The organism is Streptomyces sp. NPDC021622, assembly GCF_040640795.1.
GTDB lineage: Bacteria > Actinomycetota > Actinomycetes > Streptomycetales > Streptomycetaceae > Streptomyces.
The window spans coordinates 85714-109488 of record NZ_JBFACK010000004.1; the positions used below are offsets into that span (position 1 = coordinate 85714).

General features: G+C 72.7%; 16 protein-coding genes. 8 read left to right on the forward strand and 8 right to left on the reverse strand.

Annotated elements, in window-relative coordinates:
• Position 1: 1 nt before the first annotated feature.
• The 3 genes from AB0G47_RS10840 to AB0G47_RS10850 form a co-directional block, all read right to left on the reverse strand.
• Positions 2-1243 (reverse strand): SAV2148 family HEPN domain-containing protein, encoded by a 1242-nt coding sequence (locus AB0G47_RS10840; protein ID WP_360766835.1) that lies wholly within the window; start codon positions 1241-1243, stop codon positions 2-4.
• Between the two features lie 103 nt (positions 1244-1346).
• Complete coding sequence (locus AB0G47_RS10845; protein ID WP_360766838.1) at positions 1347-2675, reverse strand: copper amine oxidase; 1329 nt, start codon at positions 2673-2675, stop codon at positions 1347-1349.
• Between the two features lie 61 nt (positions 2676-2736).
• Complete coding sequence (locus tag AB0G47_RS10850) at positions 2737-3543, reverse strand: Tat pathway signal sequence domain protein (protein ID WP_360766840.1); 807 nt, start codon at positions 3541-3543, stop codon at positions 2737-2739.
• A 160-nt stretch (positions 3544-3703) separates the two neighbouring features.
• Between AB0G47_RS10850 and glgX the strand changes: the two genes are divergently transcribed.
• A complete protein-coding gene (glgX, locus tag AB0G47_RS10855; protein ID WP_360766843.1) occupies positions 3704-5812 on the forward strand; it encodes a glycogen debranching protein GlgX in 2109 nt (702 codons plus the stop codon).
• On the opposite strand, the gene AB0G47_RS10860 is transcribed toward glgX, so the two are convergent.
• The gene (locus AB0G47_RS10860) at positions 5787-7088 is read right to left on the reverse strand and encodes an MFS transporter (RefSeq protein ID WP_360766845.1); all 1302 of its coding nucleotides are present in this window, start codon (positions 7086-7088) and stop codon (positions 5787-5789) included. The genes glgX and AB0G47_RS10860 overlap by 26 nt on opposite strands.
• A gap of 81 nt (positions 7089-7169) precedes the next feature.
• On the opposite strand from AB0G47_RS10860, the gene treY reads away from it, so the two are divergent.
• Complete coding sequence (gene treY, locus AB0G47_RS10865; protein WP_360766848.1) at positions 7170-9647, forward strand: malto-oligosyltrehalose synthase; 2478 nt, start codon at positions 7170-7172, stop codon at positions 9645-9647.
• On the opposite strand, the gene AB0G47_RS10870 is transcribed toward treY, so the two are convergent.
• Positions 9583-10584 carry a cytochrome P450 gene (locus AB0G47_RS10870; RefSeq protein ID WP_360766851.1) on the reverse strand — a complete coding sequence of 334 codons (1002 nt, stop codon included), beginning with the start codon at positions 10582-10584 and terminating at the stop codon, positions 9583-9585. The two genes, treY and AB0G47_RS10870, sit on opposite strands and share 65 nt — an antisense overlap.
• 412 nt (positions 10585-10996) lie before the next feature.
• On the opposite strand from AB0G47_RS10870, the gene AB0G47_RS10875 reads away from it, so the two are divergent.
• A complete protein-coding gene (locus AB0G47_RS10875; protein WP_360766854.1) occupies positions 10997-12247 on the forward strand; it encodes a M14 family zinc carboxypeptidase in 1251 nt (416 codons plus the stop codon).
• Positions 12248-12318: 71 nt separating this feature from the next.
• Here AB0G47_RS10875 and AB0G47_RS10880 read toward each other — a convergent pair whose 3' ends face one another.
• Positions 12319-12870 (reverse strand): DUF1707 and FHA domain-containing protein, encoded by a 552-nt coding sequence (locus AB0G47_RS10880; protein WP_360766857.1) that lies wholly within the window; start codon positions 12868-12870, stop codon positions 12319-12321.
• A 144-nt stretch (positions 12871-13014) separates the two neighbouring features.
• Between AB0G47_RS10880 and treZ the strand changes: the two genes are divergently transcribed.
• Positions 13015-14760: a malto-oligosyltrehalose trehalohydrolase gene (treZ, locus tag AB0G47_RS10885; protein ID WP_360766889.1), complete on the forward strand. Its 1746-nt coding sequence runs from the start codon at positions 13015-13017 to the stop codon at positions 14758-14760.
• A 78-nt stretch (positions 14761-14838) separates the two neighbouring features.
• On the opposite strand, the gene AB0G47_RS10890 is transcribed toward treZ, so the two are convergent.
• On the reverse strand, positions 14839-15972 hold the full coding sequence (locus AB0G47_RS10890) for an aminopeptidase P family protein (RefSeq protein ID WP_360766860.1): 1134 nt from the start codon (positions 15970-15972) through the stop codon (positions 14839-14841).
• A 108-nt stretch (positions 15973-16080) separates the two neighbouring features.
• Positions 16081-16824: a PDZ domain-containing protein gene (locus tag AB0G47_RS10895; RefSeq protein WP_360766863.1), complete on the reverse strand. Its 744-nt coding sequence runs from the start codon at positions 16822-16824 to the stop codon at positions 16081-16083.
• A 194-nt stretch (positions 16825-17018) separates the two neighbouring features.
• On the opposite strand from AB0G47_RS10895, the gene AB0G47_RS10900 reads away from it, so the two are divergent.
• From AB0G47_RS10900 to AB0G47_RS10915, 4 genes are all read left to right on the forward strand, one after another.
• The gene (locus tag AB0G47_RS10900; RefSeq protein ID WP_360766865.1) at positions 17019-18239 is read left to right on the forward strand and encodes a hypothetical protein; all 1221 of its coding nucleotides are present in this window, start codon (positions 17019-17021) and stop codon (positions 18237-18239) included.
• A gap of 96 nt (positions 18240-18335) precedes the next feature.
• Positions 18336-18800, forward strand: coding sequence for a hypothetical protein (locus AB0G47_RS10905; protein WP_360766868.1), 465 nt, complete (start codon positions 18336-18338; stop codon positions 18798-18800).
• Between the two features lie 29 nt (positions 18801-18829).
• On the forward strand, positions 18830-21106 hold the full coding sequence (locus AB0G47_RS10910) for a hypothetical protein (RefSeq protein ID WP_360766871.1): 2277 nt from the start codon (positions 18830-18832) through the stop codon (positions 21104-21106).
• The coding region (locus AB0G47_RS10915; RefSeq protein WP_360766874.1) for a CHAT domain-containing protein at positions 21103-23775 on the forward strand (2673 nt) is incomplete at its 3' end. The genes AB0G47_RS10910 and AB0G47_RS10915, both read left to right, overlap by 4 nt.

Here is a 23775-nt window from a genome sequence, read left to right on the forward strand (position 1 = left end):
CTCAGGAGACCGGCCGCGAGTCCGCCCACGCCAGTTCGAACTCCTCCCGGTACGTCTCGAAGAGTCCGCTTTCACCCGGCTCGCCCGCTTTCACCACCCGGCGCCCGCCGCGCAGCACGAGCACCGGCGCCTCCATCCCCCGCGTCCTGCGCAGATACGACTGGACGACCGCGACACCGTCCGCGCCGTCCCCGTCGACCAGATACGCGGTGAAGCGCGGCGTCTCGTCGAAGACCTGGATCTCGAAGGCGCCCGGGTCGCGAAGGCGGGCCCGCACCCGGCGCATGTGCAGGATGTTCATCTCGACGGAGCGGCTCAGCTCGCCCTTCTTCAAACCGAGCTCGCGCTCCCTGCGCCGGACCGCGCTGCTCGCCGGGTTGAGGAAGAGCAGCCGCACCCGGCAGCCGGACTCCGCGAGCCGCACCAGACGGCGGCCCGAGAAGTTCTGCACCAGGAGGTTCAGACCTATCCCGATCGCGTCGAGGCGCCTGGCCCCGCCGAAGATGTCCTCGGCCGGGAACTGCGTGAGGAGCCGCACCCGGTCCGAGTGCACGCCCACCACATCGGCGTACCGGTCGCCGACCAGGGACTCCACGGCGTCCACGGGCAGTCGGCGCGCGGACGGCGCGTCGGTGCCCGCGCCGAGTATGTCCAGGAGCCTGGACGACGCACGCTCCGCCTGGGCGAGCACCGTCTCGGAGAGGGCGCGGTTGCGGGAGACGACGTTCCGGGTGACTTCCAGTTCGTCCAGGGCCAGTTCGACGTCGCGGCGGTCGTCGAAGTAGGGCTCGAAGCACGGCCAGTGCTGCACCATCAGCTCGCGCAGCTGGGGCAACGTGAGGAAACTGAGCACGTTGTCGTCGGCCGGGTCGAGCAAGTAGCCCTTGCGGCGGCTCACTTCGCGTACGGCGACGGCCCGCTGCACCCACTCCTGCCCGGCGGGACCGGCCGCCGCGACCACCCAGTCGTCGGCGTGGACGGGTTCGTAGATGGGACGGAGCACAGCGGCCACGACGGCGCGCAGCCGCTGCTCCACGAGGTTCAGCCAGATGTAGGCCCGCCCGGCGCGCTGGGCGCGCGTACGCACCTCGCGCCAGGCGTCGGCGCCCCAGTCCAGTTCGGGTCCGATCTGAGATCCCATCTCCATCGGCCGCGCCAAGGACACCGCTCCGGGCGGGCCGTCCGCGGAACCCCCCTCGTGACCCTCGTCACCAGGGGGCAGTTCCCGCCCTCCCGAGCTCACCCAGCGCACCCCTTCCGCTCCCCCGAGCACTCCCCCGTTCAACGATCAAGGAAGGGTACTCCGGGAGCGGTGACCGGTGCAGCAGGATGGGGAGGGTGCTTTCTCAACTACCGCCTTCTGTATTGCCGTTCTGGTCGGCGAGGTCGGCGGGAGTGAGCGGATTCATAGCGGTCACGTCGCGCGGGGCCAGCGAGAAGCCCTGCCAGTGGACCGGCATGGGCTGCTGGTCCTCGTCCCGTGCGATGTGGTGGAAGCCGATGTTGACCCAGGTGACGGGGTGCTTCAGGGTCTCGCCGTTCACCCACTTGTCGACGCTCTTGGGGCCGCAGTTCTCGGACAGATTGTCGCTGGTGTACTTCTCGCACTTCTTGTACTCGGTGAAGTACACGTCGTGGTTGCTGTAGTTGCGGCCGGGGTGCTTCACGCTGTGGCCGGGCACGATCTCGTACGAACGGGGATGTCCGTCCTCGTTCTTGCCCGCCGTGCTCACCATGCGCCACCAGCGCATGCCCTTGACGTCGCCGATGAGTTCCTTGGTGACCGGGGTGCGGGTCGTCTTCGTCTTCGGCTTCCCGTTACCGGTGGGCGGCGTCACCTTGGAGTCGTACTGCTCGACCTTGGACTTGGGCGAGCCGTCCAGGCCGAAGTTGAGGCGCCAGGAGACGTTGTGGCTGTGGCTCTCGGCGTAGTCGCGTGCGCCCTTGCCGATGGGCCAGCCCTTGCCGTCCGTGCCGTCGAAGTCGCTGGGCGAGAGGCTGCCGGTGGCGCCGACGTTGGAGGTGATGGTGCCGTCCGACGAGAAGCGCCACTCGGTGATGTACTCGTACCAGGACGCCTGGTTGACGGTGTAGATCAGCAGGTCCTTGCCCTGCGCCTGGTAGACCTTCTCCGGGTTCTGATAGATGTCCGGCGTCATGCGGTACGCGTGGCCCCGCGCGCGCGTGGTGGTGCACAGGCCCTTCACCTTGCCGCCGGGTATGGGCGAACCCGCCACCTTGACGGTCTTGATGGTGCCGCCGGGACACTCGGCGGGCTTGAGGGGCAGCAGGTCCGTGCCGAAGGAGGCGCCGGTGATGTCCTGGTACTCGTCCTCGCCGTCGTCGTAAGGGACATGGACCTGCGCGAGCCGGGCGCTGGTGAGGACGGGGATCGGCTTGGGCTCGTTCTTCGGCTGGTACGAGATGTTGTCGAGGACGAGACCGGCGTTGGTGTTGTAGTGCCAGCACATCCGCCAGGTGGTGCCGCCGTCGACGGTCTGCTCGATGCGGTAGTCGGCGCTACAGGCCGGCGCGGGGGCCGCGGGGGCGTCCTTGGCGGACTTCTGGGCGGCACCGGCCGGTCCTGCCGCGGCCATGACGGTGCCCAGGAGCGCGGTGACCGCAAGCCCGATGGCGGCGCGCTTGCGGGCGCGCGTGAGTCTGTTCACGTGCATACGAATTGAACTCCCTCGTGCGGGAAGTGAGATGGGGCCGCAGCGGGTCGCTGCGGGCCGCTCAGCGAAGGCGGGTGACGGTCCGGGCGCTCAGGTCGACGATCAGGTCACGGGTGTCGATCCAGGGGCCGTTGACGACCTTGCTGACGATGCTGAGGCAGCGGTGTTCGCCGCACTTGGCGAGTCCGGCGGGCAGTTGCTCGACGGTCTCCTTGTGGAAGACGAAGGCACTGAGCCGCAGCTGGTCGGGCGAGGTGAGCTCCTTGCCCATGGCGTTCTTGTAGTCGCTCTTGAGGTCCTTGCCGAGCGGGTCGGCGATCAACAGCTGGGCGGCCTCGTTCAGTTCGTCCCTGGCCGCGGGCGGCTGGACGCCGTGCGAGGTGTCGGTCTCCTCCACCTTGCCGGTGTCGAGGTTGACCGTCCTGGTGACGAGAGCGTCGTCCTTGTAGTCGTAGTAGACGATCTCCGCGCGGCGCGGCCGCTCGGCGTCGGCGGCCTCGGTCGGGTCCGCCTCGCTCAGATTGTTGCTCAGGAGCTGCGGGCCGCGATCGCCCTCCACGTCCCTGGCCGACCTCCGCAGATCGCCGCCGCCCATGGCGATCTTCTCGGCCCGTTTCATCTCGTCGTCGGTCAACGGATCGCTGCCGATGCCTTTTTCGCCCTCTTCGGGAGCGGCCTCGACGACGCCGTCCTTGGGCACGGCGTTCTGCTGTGCCGCACCTGCGGCCGCACTGCGGTCCTGGTCCCGGGACTCCCCCGCCCCGGCCGATCCCGGCAGTGTGACTCCCACCATCACGGCGGTGGCCGCCACGGCGACCGCGGCACCCGCCATCATCTTCCCCAGATGGCGTCTGACTATTTCGCGCACATCCTCCCCCTACTTCCCCTGGTGTCCCCACGAATGGGCATAACGAATATGTGGTCGGCCCGTTAGACGGCCTCAACTCCTGGGTGGTTGCCCCACTTTCGGGGAGACTCTGGCCAAAGTGACCCCGGGCCGATGGGGCCGTAGTGGAAGAGTCATATGCATGCAGGTGTGGCCAGGGCAGGCGTATCCACTGGGTGCCACGTACGACGGCGCCGGGACGAATTTCGCGGTCTTCTCCGAGGCCGCCGACCGCGTAGAGCTCTGCTTGTTGCACGACGACGGCTCGGAGACCGCCGTCGAGCTGCGCGAGTCCGACGCGTTCGTGCTCCACGCGTACGTGCCGGGCGTGATGCCGGGGCAGCGCTACGGCTTTAGGGTGCACGGCCCGTACGCGCCCGCGCGCGGACACCGCTGCAACTCCGCGAAGCTGCTGCTCGACCCGTACGCGCGGGCGGTCAGCGGGCGCATCGACTGGGGCGAGGAGGTGTACGGCTACCGCTTCGGAGCCCCGGACAGCCGCAACGACATGGACTCGGCGCCGCACATGATGACCTCCGTGGTGGTCAATCCGTACTTCGACTGGGGCGACGACCGGCCGCCGCGCACCCCGTACAACGAAACGGTGATCTACGAGGCCCATGTGAAGGGCCTGACCATGCTCCACCCGGAGCTGCCGGACGACCTGCGCGGCACATACGCGGCGCTCGCGCATCCGGCGGTCATCGACCACCTCACCCGACTGGGCGTCACGGCGATCGAGTTGATGCCGGTCCATCAGTTCGTGAACGACCACCGCCTGGTCGACATGGGCCTGAACAACTACTGGGGCTACAACACCATCGGCTTCTTCGCGCCCCACAACACGTACGCCTCCTGGGGCGACCGTGGCGAGCAGGTCCTGGAGTTCAAGCAGGCCGTGAAGGCGCTGCACGAGGCGGACATCGAGGTGATCCTCGACGTCGTCTACAACCACACGGCGGAGGGCAACCACCTGGGGCCGACGCTCTCCTTCAGGGGCCTGGACAACGCCTCGTACTACCGCCTCTCGGACGATCAGCGCCACTACACGGACACCACGGGGACGGGCAATTCGCTCCTGATGCGCTCCCCGCACGTGCTTCAGCTGATCATGGACTCGCTGCGGTACTGGGTCACGGAGATGCACGTGGACGGCTTCCGCTTCGATCTCGCGGCGACGCTCGCACGGCAGTTCCACGAGGTGGACCGGCTTTCGTCGTTCTTCGATCTGGTGCAGCAGGACCCGGTGGTGAGCCAGGTGAAGCTGATCGCCGAGCCGTGGGACGTCGGCGAGGGCGGCTATCAGGTGGGCAATTTCCCGCCGATGTGGACGGAGTGGAACGGCAAGTACCGCGACACGGTGCGCGACATGTGGCGCGGCGAACCGCGCACGCTCGCGGAGTTCGCGTCGCGTCTCACGGGCTCCTCGGACCTCTACCAGGACGACGGGCGGCGCCCGCTGGCGTCGATCAACTTCGCCACCTGCCACGACGGTTTCACGCTGCACGACCTGGTCGCGTACAACGACAAGCACAACGACGCCAATGGGGAGGGCAACCGGGACGGCGAGAGCCACAACCGGTCGTGGAACTGCGGCGCCGAGGGCGAGACGGAGGATCCGGACGTCCTTGAGCTGCGCGAGCGGCAGATGCGCAACTTCATCGCGACGCTGATGCTCTCCCAGGGCGTGCCCATGCTCAGTCACGGCGACGAGTTCGCGCGGACCCAGGGCGGCAACAACAACGCGTACTGCCAGGACAACGAAGTCGCCTGGGTGCGCTGGCCGCAGGACGGCTGCACACAGCTGGCGTTCACGCGCGCGATGGCTTGGCTGCGCCGCGATCACCCCGTCTTCCGGCGCAGGCGGTTCTTCCACGGCCGTCCCGTCGAGGGCACGCACGACGAGCTCTCCGACATCGCCTGGTTCACCCCGGAGGGCGAGGAGATGACGCAGCGGGACTGGGACGCGTCGCAGGCGCGGGCGCTGACGGTGTTCCTGAACGGCAACGCGATCTCGGAGCCCGGCACGCGCGGCGAGCGGATCGCCGACGACTCGTTCCTGCTGATGTTCAACGCGTCGGCACAGCCCCTGGAGTTCGTGGTGCCGGTCAATCACGGCCGCCAGTGGCAGGTCGTGGTGGACACCGCGCGCTCGGACGGTGTGCCTCCGGACACCGGCCCGAAGGCGGGGGCCGGCGAGCGCCTCACCCTCGCCGACCGGAGCCTCACGGTCCTGCAGCGCCCGGCGTGACCTCGGCGGTGTCGCCGGCGCGGGTCCCCGGGCGGGCGATCAGCGCGACGAGGAAGGCGACGGCGGCGGCCGCGCTGCCGAGGGCGAACGCCGCGCCGGGGCCGTGCGACTCGGCCAGGCGTCCCGCCACGGCGAGCGTGACCGCCTGGCCGCCGACGAAGGCGCTCGCCGCGAACGTCATCCCCTCGGCGAGCCGTCCCGGCGGGCAGGCGCGCTCGGTCAGGCCGAAGCCGGTGATGAGGTTCGGGGCGTAGACGGCGCCGAACACGGTCACCACGAGGTACAGGCCCGTCATGCTGTCCGTCCACACCAGCGGCAGCGAGAGGAGCGCCGCGGCGGCCGTGGCGAGGCGCCAGCGCGCGTACAGGCCGAACCGCTCGGGCAGCGCGGCCATGGAGAGCCCCACGACGGCGCTCATGACGCCCATGGCGGCGTAGACGAGCCCTGCCTGGCCCGGCTGCCCCAACTCCTCGGTGAGGGCCGTGATGCCCGCTCCACAGGCGCCGAGCAGGACGCCCAGGAAGACGAGCCCGACGCGTACGACGTAGACCTCGCGCGGCAGGCGTTGCCGCTCCCCACGCGCGCGTGCCGTCTTCCGCTCGGTGGCCCGCACCGTCCGTCCCGTGGGGTGCAGCGCGAAGCCCGTGCCGCAGACGGCGACCAGGAGCGCGGCCGCCGCGAAGGCGTACGCCGGGTGGGCGGCGACGGCCGCGAGACCCACCAGGGCGGGGCCGAGCACGAAGGACAGCTCGTCCATGGTGCTCTCCAGGGACAGCACCGTGTTGACCAGGCGGTCGTCACCGCCCGCTCGGCGGACCAGCGGAACGGCGCGCGCACGGGCCAGCGGGCCGATCCCCGGGATGCTCGCACCGGCAAGGACCGCGAGGGCGACGAGCGCGGGCGTGGACAGCTCCAGGAGGGCGCCCAGCGTGTACGCGGCGATCGCCACGGCGTTGAGCAGCGAGAAGGCGAGCACGACGGCCCGCTGGCCGCGCCGGTCCGCGAGGCGGCCGACGAACGGGCCCATGGTCACCTGGCCAAGGGCGAGCGCACACGCCACGACGCCTCCGGTGGCGAGCGATCCGCTGGTCTCCGTCACAAGCAGGACGCTGCCGAACTGGATCATGGCCACGGGGAGCCTGCCGAGGAACGAGATCACCGGAAGGACCGCTCCGGTGTGCCCGATCACTTCCCGGTAGGTGTCCAGGAGCCCTCGTGCGCCCGGCGTGTCCCGTTCACTCTGTGCGTCCCGTGCGACCCGTGCCTTCGTAGCCATCGTCCGAAGCTAGCGACGACCTGGCGGCCGAACGCATGAGTCGATGGCACGAAAGCCCGCCAGGCGGGTACGTACGTTCGCATGACGCCAGAGCGCTCAGTGCCCGTGGTTCCGCCACCGCCCACCGCCACCTACCGGCTGCAGCTCCAGCCGGAGTTCCCGTTCGCGGCCGCCGAGGCGGCCGTGCCGTATCTGGCCGCGCTCGGCGTCTCGCATCTGCATCTGTCGCCGGTGCTCGAAGCCGTGCCGGGGTCCACGCACGGCTACGACGTCGTGGACCACGCGCGCGTGCGGGGCGAGCTGGGCGGCGAGGAGGGGCTGCGGGCGCTCTCGCGCACCGCGCGGGCGCACGGCATCGGTCTGGTCGTGGACATCGTGCCCAACCACATGGCGGCCGTGCCGCGGCACAACCACGCCCTGTGGGAGACGCTCCGGGAAGGCCCTTCGTCGCCCTGGGCGCGGTGGTTCGACATCGACTGGGAGGCGGGCGAAGGCCGGGTGCTCCTGCCGGTCCTCGCGCGGGGCATCGGGGACGAGCTGGAGCGGCTGCGGGTCGACGGGGACGTCCTGCGCTACCAGGAGCACGCGTTTCCGCTCCGGGAAGGCACCGAGGAGCTGCCGTTGCCGAAGCTGCTGGACGCGCAGTGGTACCGGCTCGGATGGTGGCGCCTCGCCCGTACGGAGCTCAACTACCGCCGCTTCTTCACCATTTCGGACCTCATCGGGGTGCGGGTCGAGGACCCGGAGGTGTTCGACGCGACGCACGGGAAGGTGCTCGGACTGCTGCGGGAAGGGGTCGTGGAGGGGCTGCGGATCGACCACCCCGACGGCCTCGCGGACCCGGGGGCGTACCTCCAGAGGCTGCACGAGGCCACCGGCGGGCGCTGGACGGTCGTCGAGAAGATCCTCGCCGACGGGGAACGCCTGCCCGCCGCGTGGCCCGTCGCCGGCACGACCGGGTACGACGCCCTGCGCCACCTGGACGGCCTGTTCACGGACCCCGCGGGCGCCGGTGAACTCCTCGGCCAGTACCGGCGGTTCACGGCGCCGCCCGCCGACCGGGGCGGCGACTGGGGGGCCACGGTGCGGCGGGCCGCGTACAAGGTCATCACCCATGAGCTGGCGGCCGAGACCGACCGTCTCACCCGTGAGGCGGCCGCGCTGTGCGCCCCGCACCCCGCGCTGCGCGACCACGCGCCGTGGGCGCTGCGCACCGCGCTCCAGGAGCTGCTCGTCCGGCTTCCGGTCTACCGTCCGTACGTCTCCGGGGGCGCCGAACCGGCCTCCGTCCTGACGGTGGCGGCCGCCGACGACGCCAAGGCCGCGTTCACCGTGCGCGAGGAGGCCGAAGCGGTCGATGTCGTACGGGACCTGGCGCTCGGCAGGATCGGGTCGGGTCCGGGAGTCGCCGCCTTCCGGGCACGGTTCGCGCAGACGTCGTCGGCGCTGCGGGCCAAGGCGGTCGAGGACACCGCGTTCTACCGGCACGCGCCGCTCCTGTCCTCCGCGGAGGTGGGCGGCTCTCCCGAGCGTCCCGCGGTGGCTCCAGAGGCCTTCCACGCGTACTGCGCGCGCGTGCAGCGCGACTGGCCGTACACGGGGACGGTGCTCAGCACGCACGACACCAAGCGCAGCGCCGATGTGCGGGCGGGGATCGCCGTGCTCACGCAGTGCCCGCAGCGGTGGGCCGACCTGCTGGTCGAGGTCACCGAGCAGACCTCGCGCGTTGGCGGCACCTGCGCGCCCGATCCCCAACTGGCGTGGGCCGCCTGGCAGACGGCCGTCGGGTTCGGCTTCCCCTACGACGAGCGGCTGCAGCAGGCGCTGCTCAAGCATGTGCGCGAGGCGGGCCTGCACACGAACTGGACCGAGCCGAACGAGGCGTACGAGAAGGCCGTGACCGCCTTCGCGGAGGCGGGGCCGTGCGGGCCGCCGCTCTACACGGTCGCGGAGTTCGCCGCCGGGCTGCGGCCGCACGTGCGGGCGAACATCCTCGGGGCGACGCTGCTCCAGCTGACGATGCCGGGGGTGCCCGACCTGTACCAGGGCACGGAGGGCGAGTGCCGCACCCTGGTGGACCCGGACAACCGGCGGCCCGTGCGGTTCCAGCCGCACGTCCTCGAGCACCTGGAGGAGCACCGTGACCGCTGGGACCTCTCGGAGGAGAAGCTGGCCGTGACGGCGGCCGCGCTGCGGCTGCGCGGTCGGCGCCCGGAAGTGTTCGGCGGTGCGGCGACGTACGAGCCGCTGTCGGTGCGCGGCCCCGGCGCGACGCACTGTGTCGCCTTCGCCCGCTCCGGAGAGGTGGTGACGGCGGTGACGCGCCTCTCCCTGCGCCTCACGGACGCGGGCGGCTGGCGCTCGACGGAACTGGTGCTTCCGGAGGGTCGGTGGACGGATCTGCTCACTCCGGGGCGGGAGTTCACCGGGCACGCGCGCGTGGCAGAGCTTTTCGGGGAGCTGCCGGTGGTGCTCCTGGAACGGGTCAACCCGGTCAGTCCCGACGTACGAGAAGCATCCGAGGAGCCCGGGTCGTCAGACCCTGGGGAACCGGCCTGAAGCCCGGCGCCCAGCGCAGGCCCGGCATGACGTCGAGCAGGGCCTGCAGGCCCCGTCGGGCGGTGAGGGCGGCCAGGGTGGTGCCGAGACAGGGGTACGGGACCCCGCCGAGCGCGAGGCTCTCCGGGTCCGCGCGGAAGATGTCGTAGCGGTCGGGGTCGGCGAAGCGGTACGGGTCGCGGCCCGCGGCGCCGACGAGGCAGGCCACGACGGCGCCCTCGGGGAGCGTGGTGCCGCCGACGGCGGCCGGCGCGGTCGCCCGCCGCAGCACCACGGGCGTGGGCGGATCGCGGCGCAGGGACTCCGTCCAGGCGCCCGGTATCAGCTCGGGCCGGGCTCCGACGAGCGCGAACTGTGCGGGGTGGTCGAGGAGGTTGGCGAGGAACGAGGCGAGCGCGAGGGCGGTGGCCTCGCCGCCGCCACCGATGAGGTTTCCGGCGAGGCGCGTGACGGTCTCGTCGGACAGCGGCCGCCCGTCCACCCGGGCGCCGCACAGCACGGACAGCAGGTCCGCCCCGGGGTGGCCGCGACGCCGCGCGATGAGCGGGCGCAGCAGGCCCGCGAGCTCCGGATGCCCCTCCGTGTCGCCGACCCCCGTGAGGCCCGCGCGGCACCACTCCTGGACGCGCGCGGCGTCTTCATAGGGCAGCCCCAGCGCGGCGACGGCGGCCGCGGCGGGCAGCCACCCGCAGAACTCGGCGACGAGGTCGACCTCCCTGCGCCCCGCGATGCGCCGCGCAAGGACATAGGCGGTCCGCTCGACGGCGGCGTCGACCGCCGCGACGGCCCGCCGACTCACGCCGGGCCCGAGCCCTCTCGCCGGAGGCGGCGCACCGAACCGCACATCCCCGAGCACGCCCCGCACATCCACGTACCGACTGACGAGCCAGGCCCCGAAAAGCTCGTCCCGAACGAGCGGGAAGTCCTCCCGGAGCACGCGATAGAGCGGGTACGGATCGAGCTCGACACCGGGAGACAGCAGACTGGGCAGGTCGATCGACGGGGCAAATTCAGCCCGTCCGGCGTTTGAGGACGAACTCGGCGAAGCCGGTGACAGACGGCGCCCAAGAGGGGCCGAGCCGCCAGAGCCGGACGGGGACAAAGCCGCCGGGCGTATCCCGCTCCGGCCTGGAAGGCTGCGCACCGCCGGCTACCGCCTCTGGGGGTTTCAGGGGGCTTCCTGGGGTATCAGGGGACCACCACGGGACGCCGCACGCAGCTCCCGTACGACCGTTCGGGTGAGGCGAGCACGCAGGCCAGGCGTGGCGCGGTGACACCGCTGCGCCGGACGCTTGACACCCGCCCGACCCCGTGGCGTACTGCCCAATGCGTCAGCGGACAAGACGGGGGTGAGTCAACTGGCGGAGCAGCGCTATCCCAATGTGGCCGAACTGGTGCTGTCCGCAAGGGAGTTGGCGGCACACCGCCCCGACTTGAGCACACTGCGTCAGGTCGGCGCATCGCGCGCGGGCCGGCCCCTGCACCTGCTGTCCGTCGGACGCTCCCCGCACGCCGTCCTGGTCGTCGCGGGCGCGCACTCCAACGAACCGGCGGGCGGTTCGACGCTGCTGCACCTCGCCGAGTGGACGCTGCGGGACGCGGACCTGCGCGCCGACACCTCCTGGCACTTCCTCCTGTGCGCCGATCCGGACGGCGCGGCCCTGCACCGCACGCCCGCCCCGCGCACCCTCCTCGACTACCACCGGCACTTCTTCCGGCCCGCGGGCCCGGAACAGCCGGAGTGGTCGCCCTCCGTGCTTCCGCCCGACCGGCTGCCGCCCGAGACCCGCGCCCTGACCGGCGTCATCGACGAACTGCGGCCCTACTTGCAGGTGTCCCTGCACGGCACCGACCTGGGCGGCAGCTGGGTGCAGCTGACCAGGGACATCCCGGGGCTCGCCGAACCCTTCGCCAAGTCGGCGGCCGAGCTGCACATCCCGGTCGAGACGGGGGCGTCGGACGCCGCGGGCTGGCCGGTGTCGGGGCCGGGGGTCCATGTGCTGCCGGGTCCCGGTTCGGCGGCCGCCTATCCGAGCCTCCCCGAGGACGCCCGGCACACCACGTGGCATCACGCGCACCGCTACGGCGGCCTGACCGCCATCGTGGAGGTCCCGATGTGGGCGAGCGACCTCGTGGACGACCTCGCCGTCCATCCCGCCCCCGTCCTCGCGCTGCGCGGCGTGGCACAGCGGCTGCGCCACGACGCACGGCTCGTCGAGGAGATTCTCGGGGACGCGCTGCCGCGGCTGCCCCGGGCGCACGGTCCGCTGATGCGCGCGGCGCGCTGGGCGCTCGACCTGGTGCCCGGCCTCGCCGACGACTGGGACACGCTGCCGCCCGCGGGGAACTCCATGGCGTACGTCGGCAGCGTCGACGCCTTCGGGCGGCGGCTGCCGCTGCGGGCGGCCGCGATGGCGCTGCGGGTCCTGGACGCGGCGGGCGACCGGGCCGCTCCACGGCTCGAACGGCTGGTCGTGCACTGGAGCGACGCGTTCGCCGAGCGGTTCAAGGCCCGTTGGGTGCCGGTCGAGCATCAGGTCGAGCACCAGTCACGGACGGTGGTCGCGGCGGCGCGGCACGCGCGCGCGGGGGGCGACTGACTCAGACGATTGCCTCTGACTCAGACCGTTGCCTCGACTCAGCCCCCCTGCTTCAGGAAACAGCCGGCGCTTCAGGAAACAGCCAGCCGGAACGACATCGTCCCGAAGCTCACCTGATCGCCGTCCTGCACCACGGCGGCGCCGATCACCCTGCGGCCGTTCACGGACGTGCCGTTGGTCGAGCCGAGGTCGCGCAGCACCCACATGCCGCCCTGCCGGCTCAGCTCGGCGTGCACCCGTGACACCGTCTCGTGGCTCAGCCGCAGGCCGTTCTCCGGGTCACGGCCGATCCGCAGCGGATGCGGATTGCCGGGCACCGGAAGCAGCAGCTTCGGCAGACGCTCGGCCTGCCAGGCCCTGCGCAGCCGGACGGTGAAGCCGGATACGGCGCCGACGGTGCCGAACACGAGGCGCGAGAAGCGGCCCTCGGAGCGAAGATCGGCGGTGAGCGCCGCGAGTTCGTCGGGCTGCCGGGCGGCCAGCGCGAGCTCCATGCGCCGCACGAACGTCTCGTGCGACAGCTTGCCGAGGGCAGCGCCTTCTCTGAGCACCTCAAGCGCCCTGTCGCGCTCGGCGTCGGTCAGCCGCGCGGGGTACGTGTGGATCTCAAAGGACGACGTCACCCTGGTGATTCTCGGGCAGGTCGGCCTGGGTGTCCAGAAAACGCGGAACGACCGCGGGACGATCACTTCTGAAGCACGATGGTCGGGCGTACTGACGGACGGGACAGTATGACGGGCAGGACGACGAACGAGGGGGAAATGTCAGTGGAGTTCGAGGTGTGGGCACCGGAGGCCGAGCGGGTCACGCTGCAGTGCGACGACGCCACGCACGCGCTGGAGCGCGCCGACGGCCGCCCCGGATGGTGGACGGCACAGGTCGCGGCGCAGGACGGGGCGCGGTACGGCTTCTCGCTCGACGGGGGTCCCGTCCTGCCCGATCCCCGCTCGCGGCGCCAGCCGGAAGGACCCGACGGGCTCAGCGCGGTCGTCGACCACGAGCGGTACGCGTGGCGCGCGCCGTGGGCGGGCCGCGCGGTGCGGGACGCCGTCCTGTACGAGCTGCATGTGGGGACGTACACACCGGACGGCACGCTCGACTCGGCCGCGGGGCGGCTCGGCCATCTCGCGGAACTGGGCGTATCCCACGTGGAGTTGATGCCGCTCTGTCCGTTCCCCGGGCGGCACGGCTGGGGATACGAGGGCGTGTCGCCGTGGGCCGTGCACGAGCCGTACGGCGGCCCCGAGGCGCTGAAACGATTTGTCGACGCGGCGCACGCGCACGGCATCGGTGTCGTGCTCGACGTGGTGCACAACCACCTCGGCCCGTCGGGCAATCACCTGCCCGCGTTCGGGCCGTACTTCACCGAGACCCACCACACTCCGTGGGGCGCCGCCGTCAACCTCGACGCACCCGGCTCGGACGAGGTCCGCGCGTATCTCATCGGCAGCGCGCTCGCCTGGCTGCGCGACTACCGTCTGGACGGTCTGCGCCTGGACGCGGTGCACGCGCTGCGGGACACGCGCGCGTGCCACTTCCTGGAGGAGCTGTCCGCCGCCGTGGACGAACTCTCCGAAGAGCTCGGCCGACCCCTCGCGCTGATCGCCGAGTCGGACCAGGGCGACCCGCGGACCGTCACCCCGCGCGCGGATGGCGGCCTCGGCCTGGACGCGCAGTGGAACGACGACTACCACCACGCGCTGCACGCGGCGCTCACCGGTGAAGCGCACGGCTACTACGCGGACTTCGCCGAGGCCCCCTTCGCCGCGCTCGCCAAGACGCTGACCGGTGGCTTCTTCCACGACGGCACGTACTCGACGTTCCGGGGGCGCCGGCACGGCCGCCCCGTGGACCGCGCCCGGACGCCCGGATACCGATTCCTCGGCTATGCGCAGACCCACGACCAGGTGGGCAACCGCGCCCAAGGAGACCGGCTCTCCGCGACGCTCTCCCCCGGTCTGCTCGCCTGCGCGGCCGCGCTGACCCTCACCGGGCCGTTCACGCCGATGCTGTTCATGGGCGAGGAGTGGGGCGCGGCCACACCCTGGCAGTTCTTCACCGACCACACCGACGCCGAGCTCGCGGACGCCGTGCGCCGGGGCAGACGGCGGGAGTTCGCGGAACACGGCTGGGCGGAGGCGGACATCCCCGACCCGCAGGACCCGGCCACCCGGAACCGCTCCTGTCTCGACTGGGCGGAGCCGCTGACCGACCCCCACGCGCGCGTGCTCGCCTGGCACCGCGAACTGATCGCCCTGCGGCGCTCCCGCGCCGACCTGATCGACCCCGACCTGGCGGCGGTCCGGGTCGCGTACGACGAAGGGGCGCGATGGTTCGCGGTCCGGCGCGGCGATCTGCGGATCGCCGTGAACCTCGGCAAGGAGGCGGCCGACGTCCCCGTCGGCGGCCGGGGCGCGCGGGTGCTCGCCGCGTGGGAGCCGGTCACGGCGCCGGGCGCGGACGGGCTGCTGCGGCTGCCCGCCGAGTCGTGCGCGGTCGTCGCGACGCCATGAGGCCGAAGGCTCGGGTCAGTCGGGTCAGTGGCGTCAGTGGCGTCAGTGGCGTCAGTGGCGTCAGTGGCGTCAGTGGCGTCAGTCGACGATCGCCAGCTCGCGAGCGGTGGCGTTGAGCCGCCGACCCCCGTCATCCGTGACCGTCACGATGTCCTCGATGCGCACTCCGAAGCGGCCCGGCAGATAGATGCCGGGCTCCACGGAGAAGCACATGCCCGGTACGAGCGGCAGTTCCTCGCCCTCGATCATGTAGGGCGGCTCATGCGTGGTGACGCCGATGCCGTGCCCGGTGCGGTGGATGAAGCGCTCGCCGTAGCCGAACTCGGTGATCACCGCGCGGGCCGCCCGGTCGACGTCCTGGCAGGCCGCCCCGGGCCGCACCGCCGCGCAGCCCGCCGCCTGCGCCTCGCGCACCACGTCGTGCACCCGCTGCTCCTCGGCATCGGGCTCGCCGACGTGCACCGTGCGCGAGGTGTCCGAGCCGTATCCGTGCATCAGGCCGCCGAAGTCGAGTACGACCATGTCGCCGCGCTCGATGACACGATCGCCCGCCTCGTGGTGCGGATCGGCGCCGTTCGGTCCCGAGCCGACGACGGTGAAGTCGACCTGGGAGTGCCCGAACTGCCGCAGCAGATCGGCGAGATCGGCCGCGACGTCGGTCTCCTTGCGGCCCGCGAAGCGCACTTTCTGGATCTCTTCGTACGTCGCGTCGGCGGCGGCACCGGCCGCCGCCATGCGCTCCAGTTCCGCGGCGTCCTTGACCGCGCGGAGCATGGGCAGTGCTTCGGTGAGGGACGCGTAGGAGGTGCCCGGCAGCTCCTTCTGGAAGCCGATGAGGTGCATCGCCCAGGCGTTGTCGCTGATCCCGAAGCGGCCGTCGACGTCGAGCAGTGGCGCGGTCACGGCGTAGGGGTCCTTGCCGTCGGTCCAGTCGCGCAGGGAGAGCGCGCTCGCGCCCGCAGCCCGTTCGGCGTCCGGGGCTTCGAGCGTCGGCACCACGAGCACCGGGTCCTGGCCCGCGGCGAGCACGAGGACGGTGAGCCGCTCGGTGGCCGCGGTCGGCTGATAGCCGGTGAGCCAGACGAGGTCGGGGCCCGGCGCGACGAGCAGTCCGGCGAGCCCCGCGTCCGCCGCGGAGGCCGCTGCGCGCTCCATGCGGGCCCGGTAGTCGTCGGCGGTGAAGGGCGCGGGGGCGCCGGTGGTGCCGGTCATCGGGTTCCTCCAGGGCGGCTCGCTGCGGGCGTACGGCGTGGTCCTGCTGCCGATCCTGCCCGCACCGCCGCGCGTCCGCGAGGCGATTACCCGCTCCCCCGGCCGTGCTCAGGTCACGAAACCGGGCGTGACGGACAAGGACTGCCGGTCGCCCCTCTCGTGGCGGACGGTCAGCGTGACCCTCCTGCCCGGATCCGCGGCGGCCACGGCGGCCACGAGACCCCTGGCCGAGCCGATGCGGGTCTCGCCGAAGGCGAGGAGTACGTCGCCGCGCACCAGGCCCGCGGTGTGGCCGGGTCCGGGGCTGTGCACGCCGACAAGCAGCGCTCCCGGGCCGCCGGGCGCGTCCACGGCCTCCACCCCGATGGCGGTCCGCGCCACGGCCGGCCCCGGCTCCTGCCCCTTGCCTGACTCCTTGCCGGACTCATTGCCGGACTCCTCGCCAGGCCCGCTGCCCGGGTCCTTCTCCGGCGGCTTCGCGGGAACGCCGGGCTTGGACGGCCCCGGCGCCGGTGGCCCACCCGGAGCTCCCGGCCCGCCGCCGGGCGCACCTGCCGCCTCCTGCATCTCGGCGAGCTTGCTCATGCCGATGACCGTGGCGCTGACCGTGCCGAGGCCCACGCCCGACAGCACGAGGACGGCCGAACAGAGCACCCCGAAGAACAGGGTCCGCAGCCGCCGGCCACGCCTGCGGGCGGCATGCGGCCGCCGCCCGGCACCGGGCCCGCCGCCGCCCGCGCCGGGTGTCCGGGCGGCACCGCCGAGCCGCCGCCTGATTCCGATGCCCAACCTGCGGCCGCTCCCGGAGTCCTGCCCGGGCATCGGCTTGGGACGCAACGCAGTCTGTTCCATGGCTCGCCTCCGGCCACAGCTCTACCCGGCGTGACCCCACGCGACGATTCCCGAAAGGGTGACTCCGGCCCGCTCGTTCGAGGTCGCGTGCGGCGATGAGTGAGAACTCCTGTTGTGGGTGCGCTGATGGAGGTCTGCTGTTGCGGGTCTGCTGATGGGGGTCTGCTGTCAGTTGCCGCTGTTACTTTCGAAGCATGACCGAACGTGCACTCCGTCTGCTGCGACAGGACCCGCGTCTGGCCGAGCTGGCCGCGTTCCCTTTCGCATTCGACCTGTCCCGTACGGACCACGTCGAAGAGGTGCGCCTCGCCTCCGGCGGTCCGCTGGAGGCGATCGCGGGGGACGACTCCGGGGGCACGTACTTTGTGTGCGCGGACGGATCCGTCCTGTACGCCGACTCCGAAGGGGCGGCCGGGGTCATCGGGGACAGCGTGAACGAGGCCCTGGAGATCCTGGTCGGCCTGCCCGGCTGGCACGACTATGTGCGGCTCTCGCCTGACGACGGCGAGGCGCGCATCCTGGCCGAAGTCGCCGACACGGAGGGCGACTTCCGCGAGGACTGCGTGCCCGAACTCGACGCGCACCGCGCCGAGCTGCGGGCCGCGCTCGGGTTCCCGGAGCGCTCGCCGGTGCAGCTCGTCGCGCGCCTGCACGCCGCGCTGCTGCGCACCGAGCCGGACCACCTCCTGCTCAACGCGGTCGAGCACCTCGCGTACCGGCGCCTCGACCCCCATCCGCGCCCGCCCCTGTGGGAGCAGGTGCTCACCAGGGGGCGCACGGACCTGGCCCTGCTGCGGACCGGCGACCGCGCGACGTGGGACGCGGTGGCCGGGAGCCGCGCGCGCCGGGTGGCGGCGCTGCGAGCCGCCCAGTACGACCGGCGGAACACGGACCGCGCCCTCCTGCGCCATCTCCTGAAGCACGAGGCGAGCGCGTCGATGTCCGACGAACTGCGGCTCGCGGTCGTCCTGGTGGGTCTCTACGGCCTCGCGGAGGACCTGCCCCTGCTGCGGGAGGTCCACGAGACGACGTACGACACGTGGTGCGGTCTCGCCGGGCTCCCCGAGGAGGCGGACCAGGTCCGGGCATGGGCGCGCTCGTTCGACGATTCCAACTTCGGGGTGGATCCCGACGACGAACCGGAATCCACCTGGCTGGAGCTCGCGCGCGACCTCGGACTGATCGAGACGGCCCGCACCTACCTGATCCGAGAGCTGGACGACACGGGCCCTGACGCGGCCCAACTCACCTTTCTCAGCGTCCAGTTGGCACTGATCGGCGACTACACCCAGGCGATACGGGCCCAGCGGCTGCATGTGTCGCTGCAGGACACCGAGCACGGCCGGGCGGCGGCACGATCGCGCCTCGCCGAGCTGGAGCGGAAGGCGGTCGACGGGGCGGCGGCGGAATCGTAGGTTTCCCCGCACGAGCCCGTCCGGCGCCTCTAGGCTGCGGGACTGAACTCGGCTCCGGAAGGGGCCTTGACCGGCTCCGGGGAAGGAATCGCCTACATGACCGAAGCGCCGCTGCCCGCGGAGCTGCTCCTGGACCGGGACGCCTCCGACGATCTGCGGCACGAGCTCGTCTCGGCGCTCGAGGGCCTCGGCGTCCGCACGGCACGGGTGCGCCGCGCGGTCGACCACCGGGGCGCGGCGGACATCCCCTGGATCATGCTGGCCTCGCTGCCCCTACAGGCGTTCCTCAGCGGGCTCGGTGCGGAAGCGGTCAAGGACTCGTACACGGCGTTCAAGAATGTCGTACGCCGGTCGTCGGGCGAGGCCGATCCCGCTCCTCCCCGGCCGCTGGTCCTCCAGGACCGGGGCACCGGCCTGTGGGTGGTCCTGGAGCCGGGGCTGCCGGGTGAGGCGTACGACCAGCTCCTCCGCCTCGATCTGACGGGGTTCAGCGAGGGGCCGCTGCACTACGACCGCGAACAGGGCCGCTGGCGCTCCGAGCTGGACGAGGCGGCCGGCTGAGCCGCCGCCGGGAACGGGGAAGATACGCCGTGGGCCAGCCGCACGTCGACGTGAGCCGCGCTGAACAGGCGTGCGCCGCCGGGGAGTCCGCCCTGGAGTGCGGCGACCGGGCGGGGGCCGAGCGGGAGTTCCGGGCGGCGCTGGCCCTGGCAGGGGACGAAGCTGACACCGGCATCCAGGCGCGGGCCCACATCGGTGCCGGCCGCCTCCGCCTGGCCGCGAAAGAACCCGGAGAGGCCGCCGCGGAGTTCCGGCGGGCTCAGGAGCTGCGCCCGGACGAGGCGGGGCCCCTGCACTGGCTGGGCTGCGCGGAAGCGCACCGATCCGCGTACGAGTCCGCGGATGCGCACTTCACCTCGGCACTGGGTTGCGTGCCGCCGCATCACCGCTCGCTCATCCAACGTGCGTACGTACGCGTGCGGTTGGGCCGTCACGGCGAAGCGCTCGATGACCTGCGAACCGCAGACTCACAGGACGGCTCACTCGACGCCGGGGCACGCCGGGTGATGGCCGAGCTTGCGGACGCGACCACTCAGGAGGTGGCGCCGACGCCGTGCGAGAGCGAGTCCGTGCCACGGTACGCCGTCGCGCTGGTGCTCGGCGGACGGCGCGATGCGGCCGTCGAACTGCTCGACGAGGCGACCCGGCGGAACCCCGCCGACCACCGCATCACCCACACGCTCGCCATCGCGCTCCTCAACTCGCCCACCGGGCAGGGCGAGGCGGCCGCGCGGCGCTGGGAGCGTGCCGTGGCCGCCTGGGGCGCGCTCCTGTACGACGACGCCTTCTGGGCGCACCGGCGCGCGTGCGCCGCGGCGAGGTACGGCGTACCGGTCGATGCGTCGCTCGACGCGGAGCTGCGGGCCGACTTGCGGGAGCTCCTTGAGGGACGCATGCCCGACGACGCGGAGGGCCGGGTCTCGCCGGGGTCCCTGTTGCGACGGGAGGCGGACGCCGCGAGGGTCCTCGCGGGGGTGGGCGGCTTTCCTACCGGGCACGGCGACCCGCTGGCGTGCGGGCCGTTACGCATCGCGGAACTGGACATGGTCGCGGAGTTCGGGGCGTTCGCGGCAGGGGGCGAGCCCGCGAGGCCGGACTTGGCCGCCGCCGCAGGAAGCGAGACCGGCGGGACGGACACGACCGCCGCAGGAAGCAAGACCGGCGGGACGGATACGACCGCCGCAGGAAGCAAGACCCGCGGGACGGACACGACCGCCGCAGGGGGTGAGACCCGTGGCGCAGGCGCGAACACCGCAGAGACCGAGCCCGCCGGGGCAGACACGACCGCCGCAGCGAGCGAGCACGGCGGCACACGCGCGACTGCCGCGGGCAGCCCCGCTCACCCGTCACGCGCGCACGCCGCAGGCGGCGAGACCTCCGGGACAGACACAGGCGCCCAGGACGGCAGCCGCATCGCACCGCCCCCGCACACCGGGGCCTCCCCCCTCACCCACGCCTTCTCCGAACTCGGGCTCGCCCAGCTGCTGTTGAAGCAGGAGCAGCCCGCCGAAGCCCTGGGCGCGCTCGCCGAGCTGCGATGTCCCGGTTGCCGGGAGCGGCAGCGGCAGCGGCAGCGGGGCAGTGGTGCGGGTGCCGCCGTGTGTGATCCGGGGTGTGGCCGGTTCGACGAGCTGAACCCCGCCTATGCCGGGTACCCCGACAAGCACCGCCGTCTCGCGCTCGACGCCCGCGGGCTCGCGCTGCGGGCGCGGATCGATCTGGGGCGGGGTGAACTCACCGCGGGGCGGCCGGACTTCGGTGCCGCAACGGCATCCTGGCGGCGCGCCCTCGTGCACAGCAGGGAACTCGACCGCTACCAGGAGATCCACCGGACCGTCGTCGACCTCGCGCTGAGCGCCGCGCGGGCGGCCCATCGAGCGGGCGATCTGACGCGCGCCGTGACCACGCTCGAAGCGGTGCGCGAGATCACCGGAGCCAATGAACGCGGTCGAATTGAAGGGCAGTTGGCGCGGCTGCTTGCCGACCGTGGCATCGCCGCGGCCAATCTGGACGGCACGCTGCTCGACGGGCCCGCCGCCGATCTGCGGCGTTCCGTGGCGTTCAATCCGCATCTGCTGCGGGCCCAGGTCAGTCTCGGCGTCGTCCTGCGCGGCCTCGCCGCACGCCGCTGGCACTCGGGGAGCGCATCCGGGGCCCGCGCGGCCCTGCGGGAGGCGATGGACCAACTCGCCGCCGCGCTCGACCACTTCCCCGGTGATCCCGAGCTGACCGAGCAGCACGCGGCGGCGGTGGCCGACCTCGGCCACGTCACGGCGGCCCGGCACGAGCACGAGAGCGGGAGGTGACGGCGCCGCCGATGCTCGCCTACGAGGAACTCCGCATCCGGGTCCGCCCCATCGGCACGTCCCGCTACCTCGTCACCGCCAACGGCCCGGCGTGCGCGACCGAGGTGATCGCGGTGAACGGCGAACCCGCGGCCTTCCGCGACCAGTGGGACGAGCTGATCGAGACCGAGCTCGGTCTCGCGCCCCTGAGCGACCAGCACACCGTGAACCAACTGCGTGACCTGGGACGCGGGGTGTTCCGGCTGCTGTTCGGGGAGGGCGATCAGACTGCCCCGTCGGGATGCGCGCCCTCCGACGCGACCGACGCGCGCAGTGGCGACCGCCCGCAGGGTGTCGGCGCCTGCGTCGGCCTCGCCCTGGAGCATGCGCAGCGGATGCGGCCGGCCCGCGGCCTCCGGATCCGCTTCGACCTGCCTCAGGAGCTGCGCGATCTGCCCCTTGAGTCGCTGTGCGCGCCGCCGGGCATGCCGCAGCAGTCGCTCGCCCTCAACCACAGCTATTCACTGGTGCGTTCACTGCCCGGAGGACCGCTGGGCCGGCGCCTGCCCGACGCGGCGGACGAGCCGAGCCTGATCCGCCTCCTGGTGGCCTGCGCCTCGCCCGTCGACCCCGGACTCGCGCCGCTTCGTGCCGACGCGGAGGTGGCAGCGCTCCGCCAGGAGCTGCCGGAAGTGGCCGTGCAGACCACGGTGTTGGAGCGGACGACCCGCGAGAGCCTGGAGGCCGCGCTCGGCGCCGCATCCGATCTGCCGACCGCGGTCCTCCTGATCGCACACGGGACGTACGACCAGGAACTCGGCAAGGGCGTGGTGACCCTGGAGACCGAGGGCGGCGGCGTCGACCGGGTGCCGGCGGATCTGCTCAGCGGCATCCTCCTGAAGGCACCGGGGCTGCGCCTGGTCGCCCTCAACCTCTGTTCCGGCGCGGACAGTTCGCTCACCGAGCCGTTCTCCGGTCTCGCCCAGGCGCTGATCGGCGGGGGTGTGCCCGCCGTGGTCGCGATGCGGGGCCGGGTCAGTGATCTGTCGGCGGGGCAGTTCGGCCCGGAGCTGTTCAAGGGGCTCGCGGCGAACCGGACCATCGACGAGGCCATGAGTGCCGCGCGCCGCCGCATCTCGCATCTGCCGGGCCACACGGCGGTGGAGTGGGCGACGCCCGCGCTGTTCCTGCACGAGTCGTGCAGGCAGGGCTGGCTGTTCAAGGCGCGGGAGGTGCGGGACGACGGTGGCGCCGTCGCCGATCCGCTGCGGGAGGGCGCCGACGCGCTGCGCGCCTTCCAGAGGCCGTTCGGGCACGTCGACTCGACGGTGCTCATCGGGGCCGCGCGGTTCCAGCGCGACCTGGGGCAGTGGGCGCAGGTGCAGCGGATACTGCGCGCCGAGACCCGCCAGTTCGAGGACGAGCAGCGGCGGCTGCGCGCCGAGGCCGCGTTCGAACTGGCCTGGGATGACCTGGAGAAGCTGTGCGGGCTGCTCGCCGCGGAGCTGGACCCCGACGCGGCCGCCGAGCGTTTCGCCGCCCTGCGCGACGCGCTCCCCGCCGCGCCGGCCGCGTGCATCGCCGCCGAGGTCGAGCGGCTGCGGCAGCTGACCGCCCTGGCCGAGCGGGCCCGCGCGGCGGAGGCCGCCGGTGACTGGGCGGAGGCGATCGCCCGTTACGAGGAGCTGCTCACCGCCCGCCCGTCGGGCATCCGGGACACGGCGGACCGCCTGGCCGCGGCACGCGACGAACTCCACGTGGCCCGCACGGCGGAGACCGCCGAACAGGCCGCTTGCCAAGGAGATTGGGCGAACGCCGCCACCGCGTACGCCGATGTGCTCGCCCGGCGTCCCGGCCACCAGGGCGCCGCGGAGCGCGCGGCGTATGTGAACGGCAGGGCGGCGCAGGACGCCGAGGACTGGGGCGCGGCCTGGTCGGCGTACACGGCGTGCGCGGGGCTCGACGACGCGGCGGCGCGGGCGGCGTACGTCCAAGGCCGGGCGGCGGCGGACGCGGAGGAATGGGACGCGGCAGGGAAGTTGTTCGGCAAGGCTGCGATGACCGGGCCCCCGACGGACCCCACGGGCGCCGACCTCCGCTCCTGGCTCGCCTACGCGGCGGCACGGGCCGCCGAGGACGCGGGCGACTGGGGAGCCGCCGTCGAGGAGTTCACCGCATCCGACGGGTTCCGGGACAGCGGCGTACGCCTGTCGTACGCGCGAGGCAGGCGGTCGGCGGACGCCGGCGCCTGGTCGGACGCCCTGGCCGACCTGGAAACCGCGGCAGCTCAAGGCCACGACGCGGAGCCGTGGCTGAGCGAGCTGCGGGATCGGATGTACCAGAGCGCACTGGACGCGGCGGCCGCCGGACACTGGCCCGACGCCCTCACGGCCCTCGACCTGCTGCCGCCCGCCTTCCGCGACGTACGCTCACGCAAGCGCTACGTCCAGGGCCGGGTGGCGGCCGCCGACGGTGACTGGGCACTGGCGGCGGAGGAGTTCGCGGGGTGCGCTACGGAGGCGGGACCGGGCGCGGGACGCGGCGTTCGACCGGGCGCGGGACGCGGGGTAGGGCCGGGCGCGGGACCGGACGCAGGGCCGGGTGCCGGACCGGACGCAGGACCGGGTGCCGGACCGGACGCAGGGCCGGGTGCCGGACCGGACGCAGGGCCGGGTGCCGGACCGGACGCA